This window comes from Pseudomonas sp. G166 (assembly GCF_037027455.2).
Classification (GTDB): Bacteria; Pseudomonadota; Gammaproteobacteria; order Pseudomonadales; family Pseudomonadaceae; genus Aquipseudomonas.
In genome coordinates, this window is sequence record NZ_CP146985.1 from 2,429,124 (window position 1) to 2,447,078 (window position 17,955).

General features: G+C 59.2%; 19 protein-coding genes. 7 read left to right on the forward strand and 12 right to left on the reverse strand.

All coding sequences use genetic code 11. From position 1 onward, the window contains the following. The 7 genes from SGN16_RS10945 (at position 1) to SGN16_RS10975 (ending at position 5,085) form a co-directional block, all read left to right on the forward strand. The gene (locus SGN16_RS10945) at positions 1–1,464 is read left to right on the forward strand and encodes an aldehyde dehydrogenase family protein (protein WP_335944005.1); all 1,464 of its coding nucleotides are present in this window, start codon (positions 1–3) and stop codon (positions 1,462–1,464) included. Positions 1,465–1,471: 7 nt separating this feature from the next. Then, positions 1,472–2,539, forward strand: a complete 1,068-nt coding sequence (locus tag SGN16_RS10950) for a maleylacetate reductase (protein WP_335944006.1) — start codon at positions 1,472–1,474, stop codon at positions 2,537–2,539. A gap of 67 nt (positions 2,540–2,606) precedes the next feature. After that, a complete protein-coding gene (locus tag SGN16_RS10955) occupies positions 2,607–3,479 on the forward strand; it encodes an intradiol ring-cleavage dioxygenase (protein ID WP_307571165.1) in 873 nt (290 codons plus the stop codon). Further along, a complete protein-coding gene (locus tag SGN16_RS10960) occupies positions 3,476–3,784 on the forward strand; it encodes a YciI family protein (protein WP_307571164.1) in 309 nt (102 codons plus the stop codon). The genes SGN16_RS10955 and SGN16_RS10960 overlap by 4 nt, the downstream gene beginning before the upstream one ends. After that, the gene (locus SGN16_RS10965; RefSeq protein WP_307571163.1) at positions 3,784–4,152 is read left to right on the forward strand and encodes a Rieske 2Fe-2S domain-containing protein; all 369 of its coding nucleotides are present in this window, start codon (positions 3,784–3,786) and stop codon (positions 4,150–4,152) included. Before SGN16_RS10960 ends, SGN16_RS10965 begins: the two co-directional genes overlap by 1 nt. A 62-nt stretch (positions 4,153–4,214) precedes the next feature. Then, positions 4,215–4,484, forward strand: coding sequence for a BPSL0761 family protein (locus SGN16_RS10970; protein ID WP_335944007.1), 270 nt, complete (start codon positions 4,215–4,217; stop codon positions 4,482–4,484). Positions 4,485–4,911: 427 nt separating this feature from the next. After that, a complete protein-coding gene (locus SGN16_RS10975; RefSeq protein WP_335944008.1) occupies positions 4,912–5,085 on the forward strand; it encodes a hypothetical protein in 174 nt (57 codons plus the stop codon). 102 nt (positions 5,086–5,187) lie between these two features. On the opposite strand, the gene SGN16_RS10980 is transcribed toward SGN16_RS10975, so the two are convergent. The 12 genes from SGN16_RS10980 to SGN16_RS11035 form a co-directional block, all read right to left on the reverse strand. Then, entirely contained in the window at positions 5,188–6,240 is a 1,053-nt protein-coding gene (locus SGN16_RS10980; protein WP_335944009.1) for a branched-chain amino acid ABC transporter permease, read from the reverse strand. Next, entirely contained in the window at positions 6,240–7,103 is an 864-nt protein-coding gene (locus SGN16_RS10985) for a branched-chain amino acid ABC transporter permease (RefSeq protein ID WP_335944010.1), read from the reverse strand. The genes SGN16_RS10980 and SGN16_RS10985 overlap by 1 nt, the downstream gene beginning before the upstream one ends. Position 7,104: 1 nt before the next feature. After that, positions 7,105–7,797: an ABC transporter ATP-binding protein gene (locus SGN16_RS10990; RefSeq protein WP_335944011.1), complete on the reverse strand. Its 693-nt coding sequence runs from the start codon at positions 7,795–7,797 to the stop codon at positions 7,105–7,107. Next, positions 7,797–8,525, reverse strand: coding sequence for an ABC transporter ATP-binding protein (locus tag SGN16_RS10995; RefSeq protein ID WP_335944012.1), 729 nt, complete (start codon positions 8,523–8,525; stop codon positions 7,797–7,799). The genes SGN16_RS10990 and SGN16_RS10995 overlap by 1 nt, the downstream gene beginning before the upstream one ends. A gap of 10 nt (positions 8,526–8,535) precedes the next feature. Further along, positions 8,536–9,852 (reverse strand): ABC transporter substrate-binding protein, encoded by a 1,317-nt coding sequence (locus tag SGN16_RS11000; protein WP_335944013.1) that lies wholly within the window; start codon positions 9,850–9,852, stop codon positions 8,536–8,538. A 72-nt stretch (positions 9,853–9,924) separates the two neighbouring features. After that, complete coding sequence (locus SGN16_RS11005; RefSeq protein WP_335944014.1) at positions 9,925–11,271, reverse strand: outer membrane beta-barrel protein; 1,347 nt, start codon at positions 11,269–11,271, stop codon at positions 9,925–9,927. A 310-nt stretch (positions 11,272–11,581) separates the two neighbouring features. Then, positions 11,582–12,541 carry a zinc-binding alcohol dehydrogenase family protein gene (locus SGN16_RS11010; protein ID WP_335944015.1) on the reverse strand — a complete coding sequence of 320 codons (960 nt, stop codon included), beginning with the start codon at positions 12,539–12,541 and terminating at the stop codon, positions 11,582–11,584. 93 nt (positions 12,542–12,634) lie between these two features. Further along, complete coding sequence (locus SGN16_RS11015) at positions 12,635–13,414, reverse strand: helix-turn-helix transcriptional regulator (protein WP_210644003.1); 780 nt, start codon at positions 13,412–13,414, stop codon at positions 12,635–12,637. A 122-nt stretch (positions 13,415–13,536) separates the two neighbouring features. Then, complete coding sequence (locus SGN16_RS11020; protein ID WP_210644005.1) at positions 13,537–14,310, reverse strand: pirin family protein; 774 nt, start codon at positions 14,308–14,310, stop codon at positions 13,537–13,539. A gap of 635 nt (positions 14,311–14,945) precedes the next feature. Further along, positions 14,946–15,947 carry an NAD(P)H-quinone oxidoreductase gene (locus SGN16_RS11025; protein WP_335944016.1) on the reverse strand — a complete coding sequence of 334 codons (1,002 nt, stop codon included), beginning with the start codon at positions 15,945–15,947 and terminating at the stop codon, positions 14,946–14,948. A gap of 1 nt (position 15,948) precedes the next feature. Then, complete coding sequence (locus SGN16_RS11030) at positions 15,949–16,281, reverse strand: carboxymuconolactone decarboxylase family protein (RefSeq protein WP_210644009.1); 333 nt, start codon at positions 16,279–16,281, stop codon at positions 15,949–15,951. Between the two features lie 12 nt (positions 16,282–16,293). Continuing rightward, positions 16,294–17,730 (reverse strand): NAD-dependent succinate-semialdehyde dehydrogenase, encoded by a 1,437-nt coding sequence (locus SGN16_RS11035; RefSeq protein WP_134923778.1) that lies wholly within the window; start codon positions 17,728–17,730, stop codon positions 16,294–16,296. Positions 17,731–17,955 lie beyond the last annotated feature (225 nt).

A 17,955-nucleotide genomic window follows, 5' to 3' on the forward strand; every position in this document is an offset into this window, starting at 1 on the left:
ATGCAAAACCAACTTTTCATCGACGGTCGCTTCGTACCTGCTATCAAAGGCGGTGAAATCGATGTGATGAGCCCTGCCGACGGCTCGTTGCTCACTCGGATCGCTGCTGCCGAAGCAGAAGATGTCGACCTGGCTGTTGCCGCTGCGCAGCGTGCCTTCCCGGCCTGGGCAGCCCTGTCGCCGGCGGACCGGGGGCGTCTGCTGCTCAAGCTGGCCGATGCCATCGAAGCGAATGCTGAAGAACTGGCGCAGCTTGAGTCGCGCGACACCGGTCACCCGATTCGCGACTCGCGTAATCTGGACGTGCCGCGCACCGCTGCGTGCTTTCGTTACTTCGGCGGCATGGCGGACAAGATCGAAGGTTCGGTGATCCCCGTCGAGGCGGGCTTCCTGAACTATGTCCAGCGCAAACCGATCGGGGTGGTCGGGCAGATCGTGCCCTGGAACTTCCCGCTGATGTTCACCAGCTGGAAGATGGGCCCGGCCCTGGCAGCTGGCAATACCGTGGTGATCAAGCCTTCCGAGATCACGCCGCTGTCCGCGCTGCGCATCGCCGAGCTCATGAAAGAAGTCGGTTTCCCTGACGGTGTCGTCAACGTTGTACCGGGTTACGGTCACACGGCAGGCCAACGGCTGGCCGATCACCCCGACGTGGGCAAGATCTCCTTCACTGGGTCGACGGCTACTGGCAAAAGGATCGTCGAGGCGTCCCAGGGAAATCTCAAGCGCGTCCAACTTGAACTGGGCGGTAAGGGCGCGAACATCGTCTTCGAAGATGCCAATATCGACGCGGCGGTGAACGGTGCCGCCTGGGCCATTTTCCACAATCAGGGTCAGGCCTGCATCGCGGGTTCCCGCCTGGTGCTGCACGACAGCATCGCCGATGAGTTCCTGGCGAAATTCATCAAGCTGGCCGAGTCCATCCGCCTGGGTGATCCGCTGGATCCGAACACCGAGATGGGCCCGCTGACGTCGGCCCTGCACCGTGATCGCGTACTTTCCTACGTGGCAGTTGCCCTGGAGGAGGGCGGGAAGATTCTCACGGGAGGCCGTGCGCCCACCGCGCCGGGTCTGGTTGACGGGTACTACGTCGAGCCGACCGTCGTTGAGGCCTTGCCGCACCACCGCGTTTCGCAGGAAGAAGTGTTCGGGCCTTTCGTGACGGTGATGCGATTCTCGACTGACGAAGAAGCGCTGGCCATTGCCAACGGCACTGCCTACGGTCTGGGTAGCGGCCTGTGGACGCAGAACCTGCAGCGCGCCCACAAGATGGCGTCCAAGATCCGCGCCGGCATGTGCTGGATCAACTGCTACAAGCGTGTCAGCCCAGGCAGCCCGTTCGGCGGCGTGGGGCAATCCGGCTATGGCCGCGAGATGGGCTTTGAGGCCATCCATGACTATACCGAGGCGCACTCGGTCTGGGTCAACGTGGATGCCACCATCCCACCGCACTTCAAACGCTGAGGTCGCTATGAAGTCTTTCACGTATCAAGGTAATCCCAGTCGCGTAGTGTTTGGCACGGGTGCGCTGGAAAAATTGGCCGAAGAAATCGAGCGACTGGGTGCCGAGCGCGCGCTCATTCTGACCACGCCAGAGCAGCGGGCCATGGGCGAGGAAATCGCTCGGATGATAGGTCAACGCAGCGCTGGCGTTTACCCCGAAGCGATCATGCATGTGCCGTTGGAGGTTGCACAGGCGGCTCGCACGGAAGCTGCCAAACGCGGGGCGGATTGCTGCGTGGCGGTCGGTGGTGGTTCTACCATCGGCCTGGGCAAGGCCATTGCCCTGGATTCCGGTCTGCCGATTGTCGCGGTGCCCACCACGTACGCTGGCTCGGAAATGACGCCTATCTGGGGCCTGACGGAAAACCGACTGAAGAAAACCGGTCGAGACAGCCGCGTTCTGCCCAAGACCGTGATTTACGACCCGAGGCTCACCCATACCTTGCCGGCTGAAATCTCCGCCTGCTCAGGCATGAACGCCATGGCTCACGCGGTAGAGGCACTGTATGCCCAGGATGCGAATCCTGTGATCAGCTTAATGGCGGAAGAATCTATCCGGGCCCTGGCCAATGCGCTGCCTTCGGTGGTGGCTGACCCTCGCGATGCAACGGCGCGGGAAGAGGCACTGTATGGCGCTTGGCTGGCGGGTATCTGCCTGGGTTCGGTCGGGATGGCGATCCACCACAAGCTTTGCCATACCTTGGGCGGTACCTTCAATCTGCCCCATGCCCAGGCTCACGCGATCATGTTGCCGCACTCGGCTCACTACAACCGAAGTGCAGCATCCAGCCAACTCAAACGCGCTGCCCGCGCACTGGGCGGTGTTGAAGCGGAAGAGGTTGGGCCTCTGCTCTACGAGCTGAACCGCAAGCTGGGTATTGCACTGGCTTTGGAGGCCATCGGCTTCCCGGTTGAGGGGCCGGAGGAAACCGCGCGGATTGCGTGTGAAAGTCCCTACTACAACCCTCGGCCATTTGAGCGTGCGCCGATTGAGCAGATGCTGGAACGAGCAAGGTTGGGGATGGCACCCGCCTGATGTGTTCAACCTTTGGCACAGGCTTCCGTGCAGGGAGCCTGTGTCCTTTTTCAGGGAGCCAATAACAATGAAACAGACCCCTGCAGAAGCCACGATCACCGAAAAGGCGATTGCCAGCTTCAGTGCTACACCGGATGCCAGGCTCCGCGAGCTTGTTCAAAGCCTCGCTCGTCACGTCCACGCCTTTACCCAGGAGGTTGAGCTGACTGAGCAGGAGTGGCTAGAGGGCATCCGCTTCCTGACCTCCACTGGCCAGATGTGCGATGGCCTGGTGCGTCAGGAATTTATCTTGCTGTCAGATGTGCTCGGACTGTCGATGCTGGTCGATGCCATCAACCACCGCGCTCATCACACGGTCACTGAAAGCACCGTGTTTGGGCCGTTCTACATCGAGGGCATGCCCGACCGCGAGTATGGCGAGAACATGGCCTTCACACCGGGTGTTCCTGCACTGGTGACAGGCAAGATCACTGACGCTGACGGCTATCCACTGGCCAATGCGACCCTGGATATCTGGCAGACCGCTACCAATGGTATGTACTCTGGCCAGGACACCGAGCAACCGGCTGGAAACCTGCGCGGGCGCTACCACACCGATGAACAAGGTCGATATGCTATTCGTACCGTGGTACCGGTAAGCTACCCGATCCCCACCGATGGCCCGGTAGGGCAGCTGTTGTCTGCAACCGGCCGGCATCCGTGGCGTCCTGCCCACCTGCACTTCATGATCGAGGCACCGGGGTATCGAACCTTGGTGACGCACCTTTTCAATCACGACGACCCCTATCTTGATTCAGACGCCGTGTTCGGTGTGAAGGATTCCCTGCGGGTGGTCTATCAGCCCCGCGAGGCCAACGATCCGCTGGCCAAGGTGTTCGGTTTCAAAGGGGCGTTCCAGCACGCCGCCTATGACTTCGTGCTGCCCCGGGTGCCATCGTGAGCCAATACTTCGCCGTGTTCGCCACAGACAAACCTGAACAAGGGCAAGTGCGAGAGCGTGTACGCGCGGCTCATCGACAGTACCTGCGTAATCCATCGCCGCATTTCGTTGTGGTCAGGCTCGGCGGGCCGACCTTGGAATGTGCCAGCGGGAAAATGAATGGCACGCTGCTGGTGGTCGAGGCCAACTCGGTCGAGGAGGTTCAAGCGTTCCTGGCAGATGACCCCTACATGCGGGCCGGCATCTTTGAGCAGGTCGTGGTGCGGCCCTGGAGTTGGGGCCTGGGCAATCCGGAGTTATCGTGATGGCTGACGAACAGGTGATGCTCTGCCGGTTGGATGACATCGCTGAGGGCGGGGCCAAGGCACTGGAGGTGGTGATCAAGGGCAAGCAGCAGCCGCTGGTGGCCGTGAGGCGAGGTGGGCAGGCCTGGCTCTATCGCAATTGCTGCCCTCATTTCTCTGTTCCGCTGGATTACAATCCTGGCGATTTCTGTACCTACCAAAGCCAGCTCATCATGTGTGCTCACCACTCGGCGATGTTCCGATTCGAGGATGGCCTGTGTGTGGACGGCCCCTGCGCCGGGGCGCACCTCGAAAGCGTACCCTGCAGGGTTGAAGGTGGGGCGCTTATCTTGGTTGAGGGCAACGCCGTAATCGTCACGGTCGGGTAGAATAGTGCCCGATTGGCAGAGGCTGGTCGGGCATGGTCACCCTCTGTTTACTGGAGCGTCTCATGCCCGTACACCGTACGATTTCCACCGTTGCCGCTCGCCATTTTCTGAAGAACCTCACACATGATTCACGTATTCCTGATGATGCCAGGAACACCGCGCTTGAGTTGTTGGGGCACTTCCCGACAGCCCCGGATGTGCTGACGCATGCGAAGCGCGGGAGTTACCTGAAAGAAACGGTGGGGATCAGCCATACCCTTTTCTACTTGGGTGAAGGAGAGGAAGCAGAACTGTTGCAGGGGCTGATCCAAGGCGAAGATACGAGCCGCTAAAGACCTTGCCTCGGCCACAGCCCCGCCCAGCGTGTCCGCGATTGCCATCGACTATGCCAACGAATCCATGCGGATCGACACCCACGCCTATCGCTGCAGTTCCATGCTCCAGTGAGCCTTGGGCAAACCGTGCACCTACAAGACCAAAAGGGAAATGTAGACTCGCATGAATAGAAGCCCGAGATCGATCAGTCTCATTTGATCCCGAAGAGAAGGCGCGCTGGGTGTGTGCAACTACGCCCAGGAAGAAGCCTATGAAACCCAGTGCACCTGTGACCAGGTGCCGCCCACAGCTGCACGTATTCGCTCCGCAGCGGAAATAGCGTTCTGGTGCGCTGGAAGCTGTCGGTGAAGATGGTTCCCGCTAGCGGCATCATGAACGACGCGATGCTGACAGAAGCAGCAGTCGGCGCCAGGCTTTCGCGGTGTGGATGCGGTCATCGTTATGACGAATGACGCGATCCAGATGGCGAAGAAGACGGTCGGCCCAGCGGAGTTCGTTGGGCTCGTGGTGCTGGCTGAGGCAATCGATACCAGGAACATGGTCAAGACGGCTGACATCAGTCCGGCAAGCAAGGCAGCGACGAATGTCATGAGATGACATCCCTGTGTGCGCTGGCGATATGGCATGACTGTGCTCAGGGCTACAACAGCGTTGCGAGACGTGCTTCGAAGCCGCCTCGCAATACTTGTGTCACTCTCGTCAGTGGATGATGAGGCGCCGGCGCATGGGCAGTAATTGCCACCCCAGCTTTTCCTGCACCGTGCCCCAAATGCCTTTGGGAGCCCACAGCATCATCCCCACTGCAACTGCGCCGAGAAGGATCATGTAGAACGTGCCGTATTCGGCGAGCGCCCCTCGAAGCGCGAAGTAGAGCAGGGTGCCGATGATGGGCCCTTCCAGCGTGCCGATTCCGCCGATGATGACGATGAAGATGACCACTGCCGTCCAGTCCTGGAGGCTGAATGCCGCATCTGGCGAGATCCGAAGCTTTTGCAAGAACAGCAGGGCGCCGATGAGTGCTGTGAATGCAGCCGTGGCGACGTAGATCATCAGCTTGATGCGGTAGGTGTTCACGCCCAAACTGCCTGCTGCCGTCACCGAGTCTCGCACGGCGGTGAGCGCCAGGCCCTGCCGGGATCGCAGGAAGAGAAAGCTCCCCAGCACTGCGGCAACCAGAAGCGACACGCCGGCGTAGTAAATGATCGCCTCTCGGTGCGGCCCGAGCTGCTTTACCACGGCCACTGGCAGGCTTTGTCCGGAGCCTCCGCCCAAGGCTGCTGACTGTGCGATGCCCAGTCGGAACGCTTCAGCGACCACCCAGGTGCCGATTGCGAAGTATGCTCCGGCCAGCCGGAACACGATCAAGGCTGTTGGAATCGCCAGGATCCCGACCACGACGCCCGCCATTACGACGGCGGCAATTGGGTGCAGACCGAACTTGGTGGCCAGGATGAACAACAGATACCCACCTAGTCCGATGAAGGCTTGCTGGCCTACAGAAACAAGGCCCGCGTACCCGGCAAGCAGGTTCCACATCTGAGCCAGCGCGAGGTAGCAAGTGAACTCCACGATCACGCGCAACGTGGCCCGCTCTGCCCAGGCGGGAGCGCTGAGCAGGATGGTCAAGGCAATCGTCATCAGGAGCAAGCCAACTATGCTGCTGCGCGTCGAGCGCTGCACTACAAAGGAAGGTGCTGCTTGGGCATCGGCCACTTCCAGCTGGTGGCCTACGTTGTTTGTCATGCTGTTCATCAGTCGACACTCCGGGGAAATAGGCCGCGAGGCCGAACGACCAAAATGGCAAGAAAGACCAGGTGGCCTGCTAGGATCTGCCAACCAGGATCGATCTTGGCGCCGACAGCCTGGGCAACCCCCAGGATGACGCCGCCCGCCAGGGTGCCCCAGAGGCTACCCAGTCCGCCGATAATCACAGCCTCGAATCCGTACAGCAGTCGTGCCGGGCCGACCGTGGGATCGAAGCTGGTACGGATCGACAGGAAGACGGCGGCAATGGATACGACGGCCATGGCCAGAGCCATCGCGATACCGAATATTCGAGCGTTATTGATGCCCATGAGCTGAGCGGTGTGTTGGTCATCTGAAGTGGCCCGGAATGCCCGACCGATCGATGACTTGTAGAAGAGCAGCTGCAGCCCGCCGATGATGACGACGGCGGTGCAGAACACAATGAGCGGCATCACGCCTACGCTCAGGCTGCCCATGCTAACGCTGGCCACTTCCAGTTCACCCTGTGACAGCTTCTGGCTGTCGGCGGAGAAGACCTGCATCAGCCCGTTTTGAAGAATGATGGAGAGCCCGAAGGTCACCAGCAGCGGCGGCAGGATGTCGTTGCCCAGGGTGCGGTTCAGCAGGACGCGCTGCAACACATACCCGAGGATGAACATGATCGGAACGACTACGGCAAGGCTCGCCAAGGGCGACAGGCCGAAGTGCGACACGACGACCAAGGCCAGGTACGACGCGAGCACGATGAAGTCGCCGTGGGCGATGTTGACCAGGCGCATGACGCCGAAGATGAGCGACAGCCCAACGGCGAACATGGCGTAGAGGCCACCCAGCAGGACACCCTGCAGTACGGTATTAATCCAGTCCATGCTACACCCCGAAATACGCTGCTTTGATCTGATCCATACCGACTTCGCCAGACTTCCCGGTCAGTGAAACGCGCCCCTCCTGGAAGCAGTAAAATCGATCACTGACCGCCAGTGCCTGGTTGATGTCCTGCTCGACGAGCATGACGGTGGTGCCGTCTGCCTTGATGGAGGGCAGGGCGGCGTAGATGTCCTTGATGGTAGTGGGCGCGAGCCCCAGGCTGATCTCGTCGCAGAGCAGCAGTTGGGGGTTGGACATGAGTGCCCGTCCTATCGCGACCATCTGCTGTTGGCCGCCCGACAAAGCAGTGCCTGGGCGTTTGCGAAGTTTCTCCAATACCGGGAAGAGTTCGTAGATCCGCTCAAGCGACCAGTTCCCCGGGCGCTTGCGATAAGCACCGATGCGCAGGTTTTCCTCGACCGACAGGGACGGGAACAGTCGGCGACCTTCTGGTACCAGGGCAATGCCTGAGGAGAGGGTCTGGTTGGCGGGTTTATCGCCCACTGCAGCGCCGTTGAAGACGATCGCATCCGGTGCATTCCGGATGAGGCCGGCGAGCGAGCGCAAGAAGGTCGATTTTCCTGCGCCATTCGAGCCGATGATGGCCACGGTCTCGCCTTGTTGGAGCTCCAGGCTGATATCGAACAGGGCCTGGAAGTCGCCGTACCGTGCAGACAGATTTTTGACGGTTAGCATCACGCGGCGCTCCCCATGCCCATGTAGATTTCCTGGACATGCTTGTCCGCCATGACCTGGTGCGGATCGCCCTCAGCAATCTTGCGACCGAAGTTCAACACCATCAGGCGACTGACGACGGCGAGTAGCGCGTGCACAATGTGTTCGATCCAGATGATCGACGTGCCACCTTTGTGGATGCCTTGGATGGTCTCCACCAGTGCATGGCATTCGGGTTCGGTCAGGCCGCCCGCGATCTCGTCCAGCAAGAGCAGCTTCGGACGTGTCGACAGCGCTCGTGCCATTTCGAGCCGTTTGCGATCCAGAAGCGTCAGCGAGCCTGCAGGCTGGTTGGCTTTCTTGAGCAAACCAGTGAGCTCGAGAACATGAACGCACCACGCCTGCGCTGCACGCCCGGACAGCTGGCCGCCAAATGAAGCGCCCACCAGCAGGTTCTCGAAGACCGACATTTTCACGAACGGATGCGGGATCTGATGGGATCGCCCGATCCCGCGATAGCACCGTCGAAACACCGGCTCCCGAGTGACCTCGTGCCCATCAAATTGAATCGAGCCCACATCGCACATGACGCCTCCCGCGATGAGGTTGAACAGGGTGCTCTTGCCGGCTCCGTTGGGCCCGATGATGCCGAGTGCCTCGCCCTGCCCGAGGCAGAGGTCGACGCCTTCGGTGACCTTGAACGAGCCATAGCTCTTATGCACATTCTCCAGTGCGAGTAGCTGCTCCATCACAACCTCCTCACCGGTAAATAATCGGTTGCATTTCGCCGCCAACGGGAATGGCGGTAGCACTGGCGTTGCTGGTGATGACCAAATCGAACTTGCCGCTGTCCTGCATGCGCCACTGACCACCGACCAGGGGCGTCTTCGCCACGTTCTTGATCGGACTGTCGCTCCAGTTCACCGGCCCTACCACGGTATTCAGGCGTGTCTTGCGCAATGCATCCCGCACCGCTTCAGGATTTCCGACTTCCTCGGTTCGCTTGAGGATGTCGACAGCCAGCTCGAAGAGCGCGTGAACGAAGCCCAGTGGCTGCGTCCATTGCTTGCCGGTGGCTTGGGTAAACTCGCGAGCCAGCTGGCTCGATGAAGCACCGGTGAGGGAGGAGCTGAACGGGTGATTGGGGCTCCACCAGACCTCGGTCGAGAGGTTGTGCCCTGACTTGCCGAGTGTCTCGACTGCGCTTGGGAACAACAGCGCTTTACCGACGGAAACGATCTTGGGCTCGAAGTTCTGTTGGCGCGCCTGCGTCCAGAAGGTCGTGAGGTCGGGCGGGATGACCACGCCCGTGACGATTTCGGTGTTGGCCTTCTTGAATGCCGAAAGCTGCGCCGAGAAGTCGTCGGTGAGGCTCTGGAAGCGACCTGGGTCGACCAGGCTGAAACCCTTCTCTTTCAAGGTCGGAGGGAAGCCCAGTTTCGCGTCTCCCCAAGCGTTGCCATCGCCATCGTTGGGGAACAGGCCAGCCACCGATCTGTTGGTGTCCAGGTCAGCCCACATGCTCGTATAGGCTGCGATGACATCTTCCAGGCCCCAGAAGAAGTGGTACGTCCATTCGAAACCTTGAGCCGGATCACCGCCACGGGTGAAGAACCAGGGCTGCCAGGGCGCAACGGTGGAGATGCAAGGGACTTCGTTGATTTCGCATTGATCGGATACGGGGTTGGTCGTCTCGGGTGTGGAGGACACCAGCATCAAGTCGACCTTGTCCGAGAGGATTAGCTGGCTGGCAACCTCCGCTGCCCGGTTCGGGTTCGATTGGCTGTCCTTGACCACGACCTCGAATTTGTAGCTCTTGCCGCCGATGCCGATCGTGTTATTCATTACGCGCTGCAGCGATTGGAGGATGTACTGGTCAGCTGCAGCGAAGGGCGCGAGCGGCCCCGTTTGCGGGCTCACATAGCCAATCTTGATGGTGCGCTCAGCAGCCAACAACGGCCCGAAGGGCATGCTGGCGAGCGCAGCGGTACCTGCCACGACGCCAGTGGTGCGCAGGAAGTTGCGCCGCGTTACCGGTAATCCACCGACGAGGTTTTTATTGTTGTCGTCTCGCATGGTCAGCTCCTACGTTGGGATGAATTCCAGGACTGGCCGCCCACCCGAACCAGGTCAGGTGGCGGACAGGGTTTAGAAGAAGACGGTGGCGTCGAACGACAGCACCAGTTGTGCATCCCGACTGCCGTCACCGAATGCATCTCGCCCGGGGCCGGAATGGATGTCGTAACGCGCTTCGGGACGTAGGCGCAGATTCGGTACCGGCAGCCAGGAGAGATTGGTGGTGACCGCATAGAAGCTGCCCCAACTGGGGTCAGGGATACCGGTGCGCGAGTCGATATTGGCCATCACCACATGTACCGGTGCGTCGGTGTAGAACCACTCTGCCCGGCTGTTCCAGCTAAGGTTCTCGCTCAACTTATGATGGAAATTGAAGTTGGCGCCGTACCAAGTCGCGTCGGTTTTGTTGGCAAAGCCTGCGAGCGCGCCGTTCTTTTGTTTGCCGTACGAAGTCTCAACAGCAATTCGGTTCGCCGGATCGAGCTGGTGCGAAATGGTCAGGTAGGTCTCGTAACGCTGGGCGGTGTCATCTTCAGTGCCAGCGGGCATGGGGGAGCCACATGCGCAGTTGGCGAAGCTGTCGCCTCCACCATTGCCGTAGATGTTTTCCCAGTCCACCCATGTGCCAAAGTCGGCTGACCGCCAACGGACGTTGGCGATAACATGTGGGTCGTGGTTCTCGCTCTGTAGGTTGTTCCACCCTTGAACGACGCCGACCTCGAAGCCGAGCATGCTTTCGCCGGGCGCCGACGGCAGCTTGAAGGAGTACAGTGCACCGGCATGCTTGGCTGGCCCATGCATGAAGGAATAGGTGTGGCTGTAGAAGTCTGTGGGCGCCGGGGAGGGCAGCGCAAAGCCGATCTCATTCTCCAGCGGGGTATGGAAGATGCCGAGCATCAAGTCCGAGCCACCGAGTACGGGGAAGTAGAACTCCAGGTACGCCTGAGCGATGGTGAACGCCTCGTCCTCGGGCTTGTTGTCTCGGTTGACTCCGAGGTCTTCATCCCAGCCGTAGGTCTTGAAGTAGCGGGCGTCTTTGCCATAGACCGTCGTGACGTTGAAGCCCCAGTCGGCTTCCTGCGGCATGGGGCCTGGGAACGGGCCGATGCGCCCTTGGATATTGCTGGCAGGGGAGCGCTGGATGCCCAAGGCGAACTGGTTGAGGTTGAAGCCTTCATCCGTGTTGAAAAACGCCTGTTTGCTGACGTCATCGGTGGAGTTGTTGTTATAGATCAGGCCCGCTTGAGCCCAACCGTACACCTTGACCCCATAGTCCTCTTTCAGCTGTTTACCCAGCGCGGTACTACCGACCAGGCTGCCCAGGGGATCTGCTGCGAGCGCACTTGCAGAGATAAGGGTTCCGATTGTCAAAATGGGGGCGAGACAAAGCGCTGCATTCTTAAACGCACGTGTGGACATACCTGCTTCCTTTTATTTTTATTCGGGCGAGGCTGCTGAGTGTTGGCGCTCACCGAGTCAATTGGCGGGAGGCTTGGAGGTGAGGCTACGCGTGGCTAGATCCGCGAACAATTGCGCTTTGAGCGACCTGAGTGTTTGCGTTTTTCGACGAATGTTTAATCGAGAGGAGGCGTAGCGCAGCAAAGCGCCACTCGCTAGGCGATGCTGAGCATTGGTGCGCCCGTAGCCCAGTTCTATGCTGTGAGGATCTCGAATGATCAATGCCCACCGGAAATGCTCCGGTGGGTTTAGAGTTACCCAGCACGACCCTTCAGGGAATCAGTACGGTCTTGTCGCTGTTGCCACCCTCGACAGCCTTGTATTCGGCAATGCCATCGATCAGAGCCACTTCGCGAACACCCTCTGGCGCAGGCAGCACACCTTCATCGAAGTAATGGCCAAAGTCCTTGAGCATGGCTGCGCATTGCGTGGTGTCATACAGCAGGGAATTGACGCCCACCAGTACGCCACCCTTGCGGTACAGCGCCAATGCTGGGAAATTCACCATGCCGTCGACAGGGGCCGCGATGATCGCGATACGCCCGAAGTTCGCGAGTGCTGACACCGACGCCGGGAGCCAGAAGCCGGTGGTGTCGAAGACTACCTCGGCACCGCCTGGGAAAACCTCTGCGACCTGAGCGCCCAGCGATTCCGCCGAGTCGAGAACGATGCTTTGGTAGCCCTTGGCTTCAAGTGCAGCGGCTTGTTCTGGTCTGCGCACGGCGGCCAGCACGCGTGCTCCGCGGATCTTCGCCAGGGCCAATGCAGCGGTACCGACAGCGCCATTGGCACCAATGACCAGGAACGACGTGCCTTGCTTGATGCCAGTGCGCTCAACAGCGTCGTAGGCGGTCGTGAAGGGCACCCCGATGGCGGCTGCCTGGGCGAACGAGAGGCTTTTGGGCTTCAACGCCACGCCGGTTGCGGGCAGGGTGAAGAACTCGGCATGCGAGCCATCGCGCAGGAAGCCAGGGCCTTTGCCCGTGCCCCAGACTTCCTGACCGATCATGTCCGCAGGGCCTTGCTCAACAACGCCTGCAAAGTCCCGACCTGGTACGCGAGGCAGCGTGGTGTAGGGGAAGCGCCCAAGGACGTTCTTCACATCGCTCGGGTTGAGGCCTGCAGCTTTGACGCGAACCAGAATCTCATCGGTAGCCGGGGTAGGGGTAGGCAGATCGACCAGGCTCAGGTGATCGATACTGCCGGTAGCCGTGAACTGCAGAGCCTTCATGATGCGTTACCTCAAGTGGATGATGTGTCCCAGCTTAAGGTCGTCCGTCCTGCCGCACCTGCCAGATACTTACGCGTATCTGACAGTTTGGATTCATCTCTGCAGGTGACGGGAGGCGTAGACGGAAGGTACAACGCCTACCGAGCGGCGGAACATCTCGCTGAAGCTGCCCAAGTTGAAGCCGAGTTCGTCGGCAATGGCGCTGACGGCTGCACCATCGAGCAGACGGGCAGACGCGTAGGCGAGTTGCACCTGTCGCCTCCACTCGGTAAACCCCTGGCCCAGCTCCAGGTTGAACAGGCGGGTCAGTGTCCGTGTGCTGGCACCGATGGCTTGGGCATGCTGTTCGAACGAGATGCTCAGGGAGGGCGTTCGCAGGATGTTCTCGCATAGGTTGCGCAAACGTCGATCGCCATTGGCGGGCATGGGTACTTGCAGGGAGGCGGTGCGTGCTTGCCGCAGCTCGATTACCAGCAATCCATCCAGGGCATCTCGGTAGATCTCATCAGGTGTTGCCCCCACGCTGACACGACGCCTGATCAATTCACGCAATAATGGGCTGACCTCCACCACCGTAAGCTCGCTGCCGATTCGGACAGCCAGTTCTTCTCGCAGGTAGATATTGCGCATTTCCAGGTCGGAGACCACGCGAACTCCATGATGGATAAGCGGAGGAATCCAGACGGCGCGATGGGGCGGTACCAGCAGTGCGGCGTTCGGCGTGTCGACCCACATGAGCCCGCTCTCTGCATACAGCAGCTGCCCCCAATCATGCATGTGAGGCTCGATTGCCAGGCCTCGGGGATAGGTGCGGGCCAGGGGCTGGATCGGGTGTTCCGCGCTATCCAGGTCAGGGGGTACGGCAATTGCCATCACGAGCTTTCCAAAAAACGATGGTCATTGGCTATTCAGGATGAAGCATACCGCCGACGCCGCGTAGCTGTCGTTGAGCGAAAGCCGAAGTGCTTACGGTACCGGACACCAACTTACCGGTTTCATCGCTTTCGACTGCCGCACGCGCGCGTGACACACAGGCCAGCGGTCTTGGGCTTAGACGATTTTTCTGTCACAGAGCGGAGGTCGAACACCATCACCTGTGCGTCGGCGGGTGCTGAAATCGCGAGCTTTCTGGCGTCAGCCAGCTTTAGCCCGTCACCTTGCGCAAGCCTTACGCCATTCACTTGGAGCCGACCATCAATCACGTGCACATAGACCTGTCGCCGGCTGCTGATTGGCAAGGTTACCGAGTCGCCGGCACCAAAGCGGCCTACGTAAATCTTCGCATCCTGACGCACCTTCAGCGAGCCGCTGGCTCCCTCTTTTGAGGCAATCAGCTGGAGCTTCCCGCGATGCTGATCGACTGAAAATTGCTTCTGCTGATAGCTGGGCTTGGTGCGGGAGGCCTGCGGTGTCAGCCAGATCTGCAAAAAGTGGACGGGCTGGGTGCTCGATGCGTTGAGCTCGCTATGTTCGATGCCTGATCCGGCACTGATGAGCTGAAACTCACCGACCTTGATCTTCGCACTGTTCCCCAGGGTATCCCGATGGGCCAGGGTTCCTTGCAGCACGTAGGTGAGGATCTCGACATCGCGGTGGCCATGCTGACTAAACCCTTTACCTGGAGCCACACGGTCGTCATTGATGACCCGAAGGTCGGAGAACCCCATTTCCTGCGGGTTTTTGTAGCCGCCGAAGGAGAACGAATGGCGGGATTTGAGCCAAGGCAAACGGGTGCTTCCGCGATCGCCCGCCTTGCGGATTTCTAACATGATGCGCTACCGAACTGCCTGCCAGGATATGAGTGCGAGGTAGCTTAATGGGATGGATCGATCGTGAATATGCCAAAAAATGAAGGTTAATGATCGAGCGTGTAGATCATTTCTTACCGCTATCTCAACCCGTACTTGGCACTCAATGGCGGACTGCCTGACTGGATGCAGTATCTCGGCGTTTTTTGATCCGAGATGGAAAACGAGGTCATGGGCTATTACTGACCTCATGCCAATCTGATAAAGACCTCCGCCTGTATGAAACCAACGGGCAGATCTTTAAATTCCAGATAGCCTAGATTGGTTTGGACGTGTCCCTGTTCTTTGTAGAACTGTCGCCAGAAGCTTCAAGGTGCCAGAGCTCGATTTGCAAGATTGAATGTAGAGGCAGTCAGCGGAAAAGCGAAGCCCGGCGGAGTGCCGGGCAACGAACAGAAAAGCCACCTCAGGCGATCTGACGCAGCCGACAAGCTCCTCACAAAACTTGATTTAACTGCGTCATGATTCGCCAACCGACCCTTGTCGTGGCCTGGATCGGTCAGTGAGACCTGTTTATCCGGCGAATCGAGTGCAGTCAGGTAACGGTCGATACTCGATTCAATTTCCTCCATTCGCCGCTGACGATACGGCCCGACTCAAACCAAGTCTTCTGGCTGCATCGTCAAGATAATTTTCCCAACGTTCTCGGACGACTCCATCCGGCGATGGGCATCGGCAGCATGTGACAGCGGGAAAGTGCTATCAACGACCGGCTCCAGGCTTCCAGCGCCATCGAATCGATCAAGCCAATGCTCGCGGAAGCGCTTAATCATGTCGTGCTTCTCTGGCTGCGTGCGGGACTTCATGACCGTGCCGATGATTTGCAAGTGACGGTAGAGGATGTGCTCCAACTCCACAGTCACCTTGCCGCCACCGCCGAGGATACCGACCTGGACCATGCGGCCACCGTGAGCAAGAGACGCGACGTTGCGTGCGAAGTAGGGTTCGCCAACAAAGTCGATAACGACATCGACACCCCGGCCATTCGTTTTATCGGCAATGGCTTCAGCGAAATCCTGTGTCTTGTAGTCAATAGCTACATCGGCTCCCAAATGCTCCACACGCGATAACTTGCTAGCCTCGGTTGTCGCATACACCGTGGCACCTGTGGCGTATGCCAATTGCACTGCGGCAGATCCTACGCCTCCAGCGGCAGCGTGAATCAATACTGAGTCGCCGGATTTCAGCCGAGCCAGGTGCATCATCGCTTCATGGGCAGTAACGAAGACCTCGGGAATTGCCGCCGCGTGGACATAGTCGAGCTGCGCAGGGATGTGCATGGCCATGCGGTAGTCGATGCGTGCCAGTTCGGCATAGGCGCCGCCTCCGACTACGCCCATCACTCGATCCCCCACCTCGAACCCCGTAACCGCGCTACCTTTCTCAATCACCTCACCAGCGATTTCCAACCCGATAATCAGCGAGTCGCCGAAATTCGGATGGCCATATCCACCGGTTCGATGAGTCAGATCCGCACGGTTCACGCCCGCTGCATAGACACGCACTAGCAGGTCGGTAGGGCGTACTTCAGGAGTGGGAGCATCTGCGAGTTCCAGTACGTCCGCCGTGCCGAATTCTCTGATATTGATGGCTTTCATATTAGTTTTTCTCCGATTCGGTAAACGTTGCATTAGCAATAGCAGACGCTGTGATGGCAGCAGGGAAACCCACGTAAAACGCCAGGTGGGTTATCGCCGCCGCAATTTCGTCATGAGTAACCCCATTGCTCACCGCCCGCCGTAGGTGCGCAGGCAACTCTTCTGAGTGACCGCCGGCAATCAATGCGGCCACTGTGATCAGGCTGCGGTCACGGGGGGACAACGCTGGATCGCTCCATATCTGCGGATAGAGAGTTGAGTCGACGAATTGCGACAGTTTCGGGGTAAACGCTCGGGCCGCTTCGCGAGGACTGCTGAAATTGATATTGGACATGGGAAAGTTTCCTTAAACCTGACTGATAAATTTGTGGGTGAGATAGTGCTCAATGCCCTCAATGCCGCCTTCCGAGCCGTGGCCGCTTTCTTTCATTCCGCCGAAAGGCAGCTCGGTGGCGACGATGCGGTATTGGTTGATCCCGATCATCCCGGCCTCCAAACCGTCAGCAACGTCAATTGCAGTTCGAGCGCTGGAGGTGAACGCGTAGGCTGAAAGCCCGTAGGGCAAACGGTTGGCTTCTTTCAGACCATCAGTCAGCTCATCGAAAGGCATCAGCACGGCGATGGGCCCGAAGGGTTCTTCGTGCATGACGCGGGCGTTCATGGGGACATCTGCCAGAACGGTGGGCTGGAAGAAGAAGCCTTCACCTGGTAAGGCCTCGCCACCGACCAATACTCGTGCACCTTTCTCGACGGCATCGGCTATCAGCTCTTCCATCTTTGCCAGCTGCCTTGGGTTGGCGAGCGGCCCGACCTGAGTCTGCGGATGCAGGCCATCACCGATTCTCAGGGCTTTGGTTGCAGCGACAAAATGATCGACAAACCTCTGATATGCGCCACGCTGAATCAGAAAACGGGTGGATGAGATACATACCTGGCCAGTCCCGCGAAACCGGTTCGCGACACCCTCTACAGCGGCTTTTTCAATGTCTGCGTCTTCAAATACCAGCACGGGTCCGTGGCCACCCAGTTCAAGGGTAATTGGCTTGACGCCCTCGGCTGCTCGGGCTGACAGGAGTCTGCCAATGGGGACTGAGCCGGTAAATGTCACCTTACGAATGATTGATGAGGCGATCAGGTGGCTGGACACTTGATCCGGGACGCCAAAGACCACTTGCAATACACCTTTAGGCAATCCTGCATCGTCGAGGGCACGAGCCAGGGCCAGCGCCGTGGAGGGGCTTTCTTCGCCTGGCTTGAGAATGACACTGCAACCGGCGGCCAAAGCTGCCGAGAGCTTGCGAGCGGGAGTGATGGCCGGGAAATTCCAGGGTGTGAATGCAGCCACAGGGCCGATGGCCTGGCGTTTTACCAGTTGCAGCACGCCTGGACGGTTGGCGGGTACAACACGGCCATCGATACGACGGGCGCTTTCGGCGAACCACTCAAAGTACTCAGATGCGCGGGTAACTTCATCCATGCTTTCACCCAGCGGCTTGCCTTCTTCCAGAGTCATCTGCGCCGCAATGTGAGGTGCTCGTTCCAGGATCAGATCGGCGGCCCGTTTCAGGATTTTCGCGCGCTTGTCAGGTACGGTCTGGCGCCACTCTTCGAAGCTCAGTCGAGCCACCTCAAGGGCGTGATCAAGGTCGACTGCGGTGGCGAGGGGGACGAGTCCGATTTCACGTCCGGTTGCCGGGTTAACGACAGAGGCAGTATCGCGCCCTTCGGCACTGATCCATTCACCACCGATAAAAAGATAAAGCGGATCGTAGGAAGTGTTCATGATTTGGCCTTCAGTTGGTTGTCAGAGATTCGTATGAATATCGTCGCCTGAGTGGCTGTACCGCAGGGCCTGTTCAGGCGGCCTGTGCAACCAAGTCTATGGAAGGTGAGCCATTTGATTTAGTCGGCCAAAAGGGAATCATTGTTGTACCCAGAAGTAATATCGAGCACGGGGAGGAGCGTGTAGCATCTGGAAAACTCGCTCGTCATCACGGGTATTTGTCAG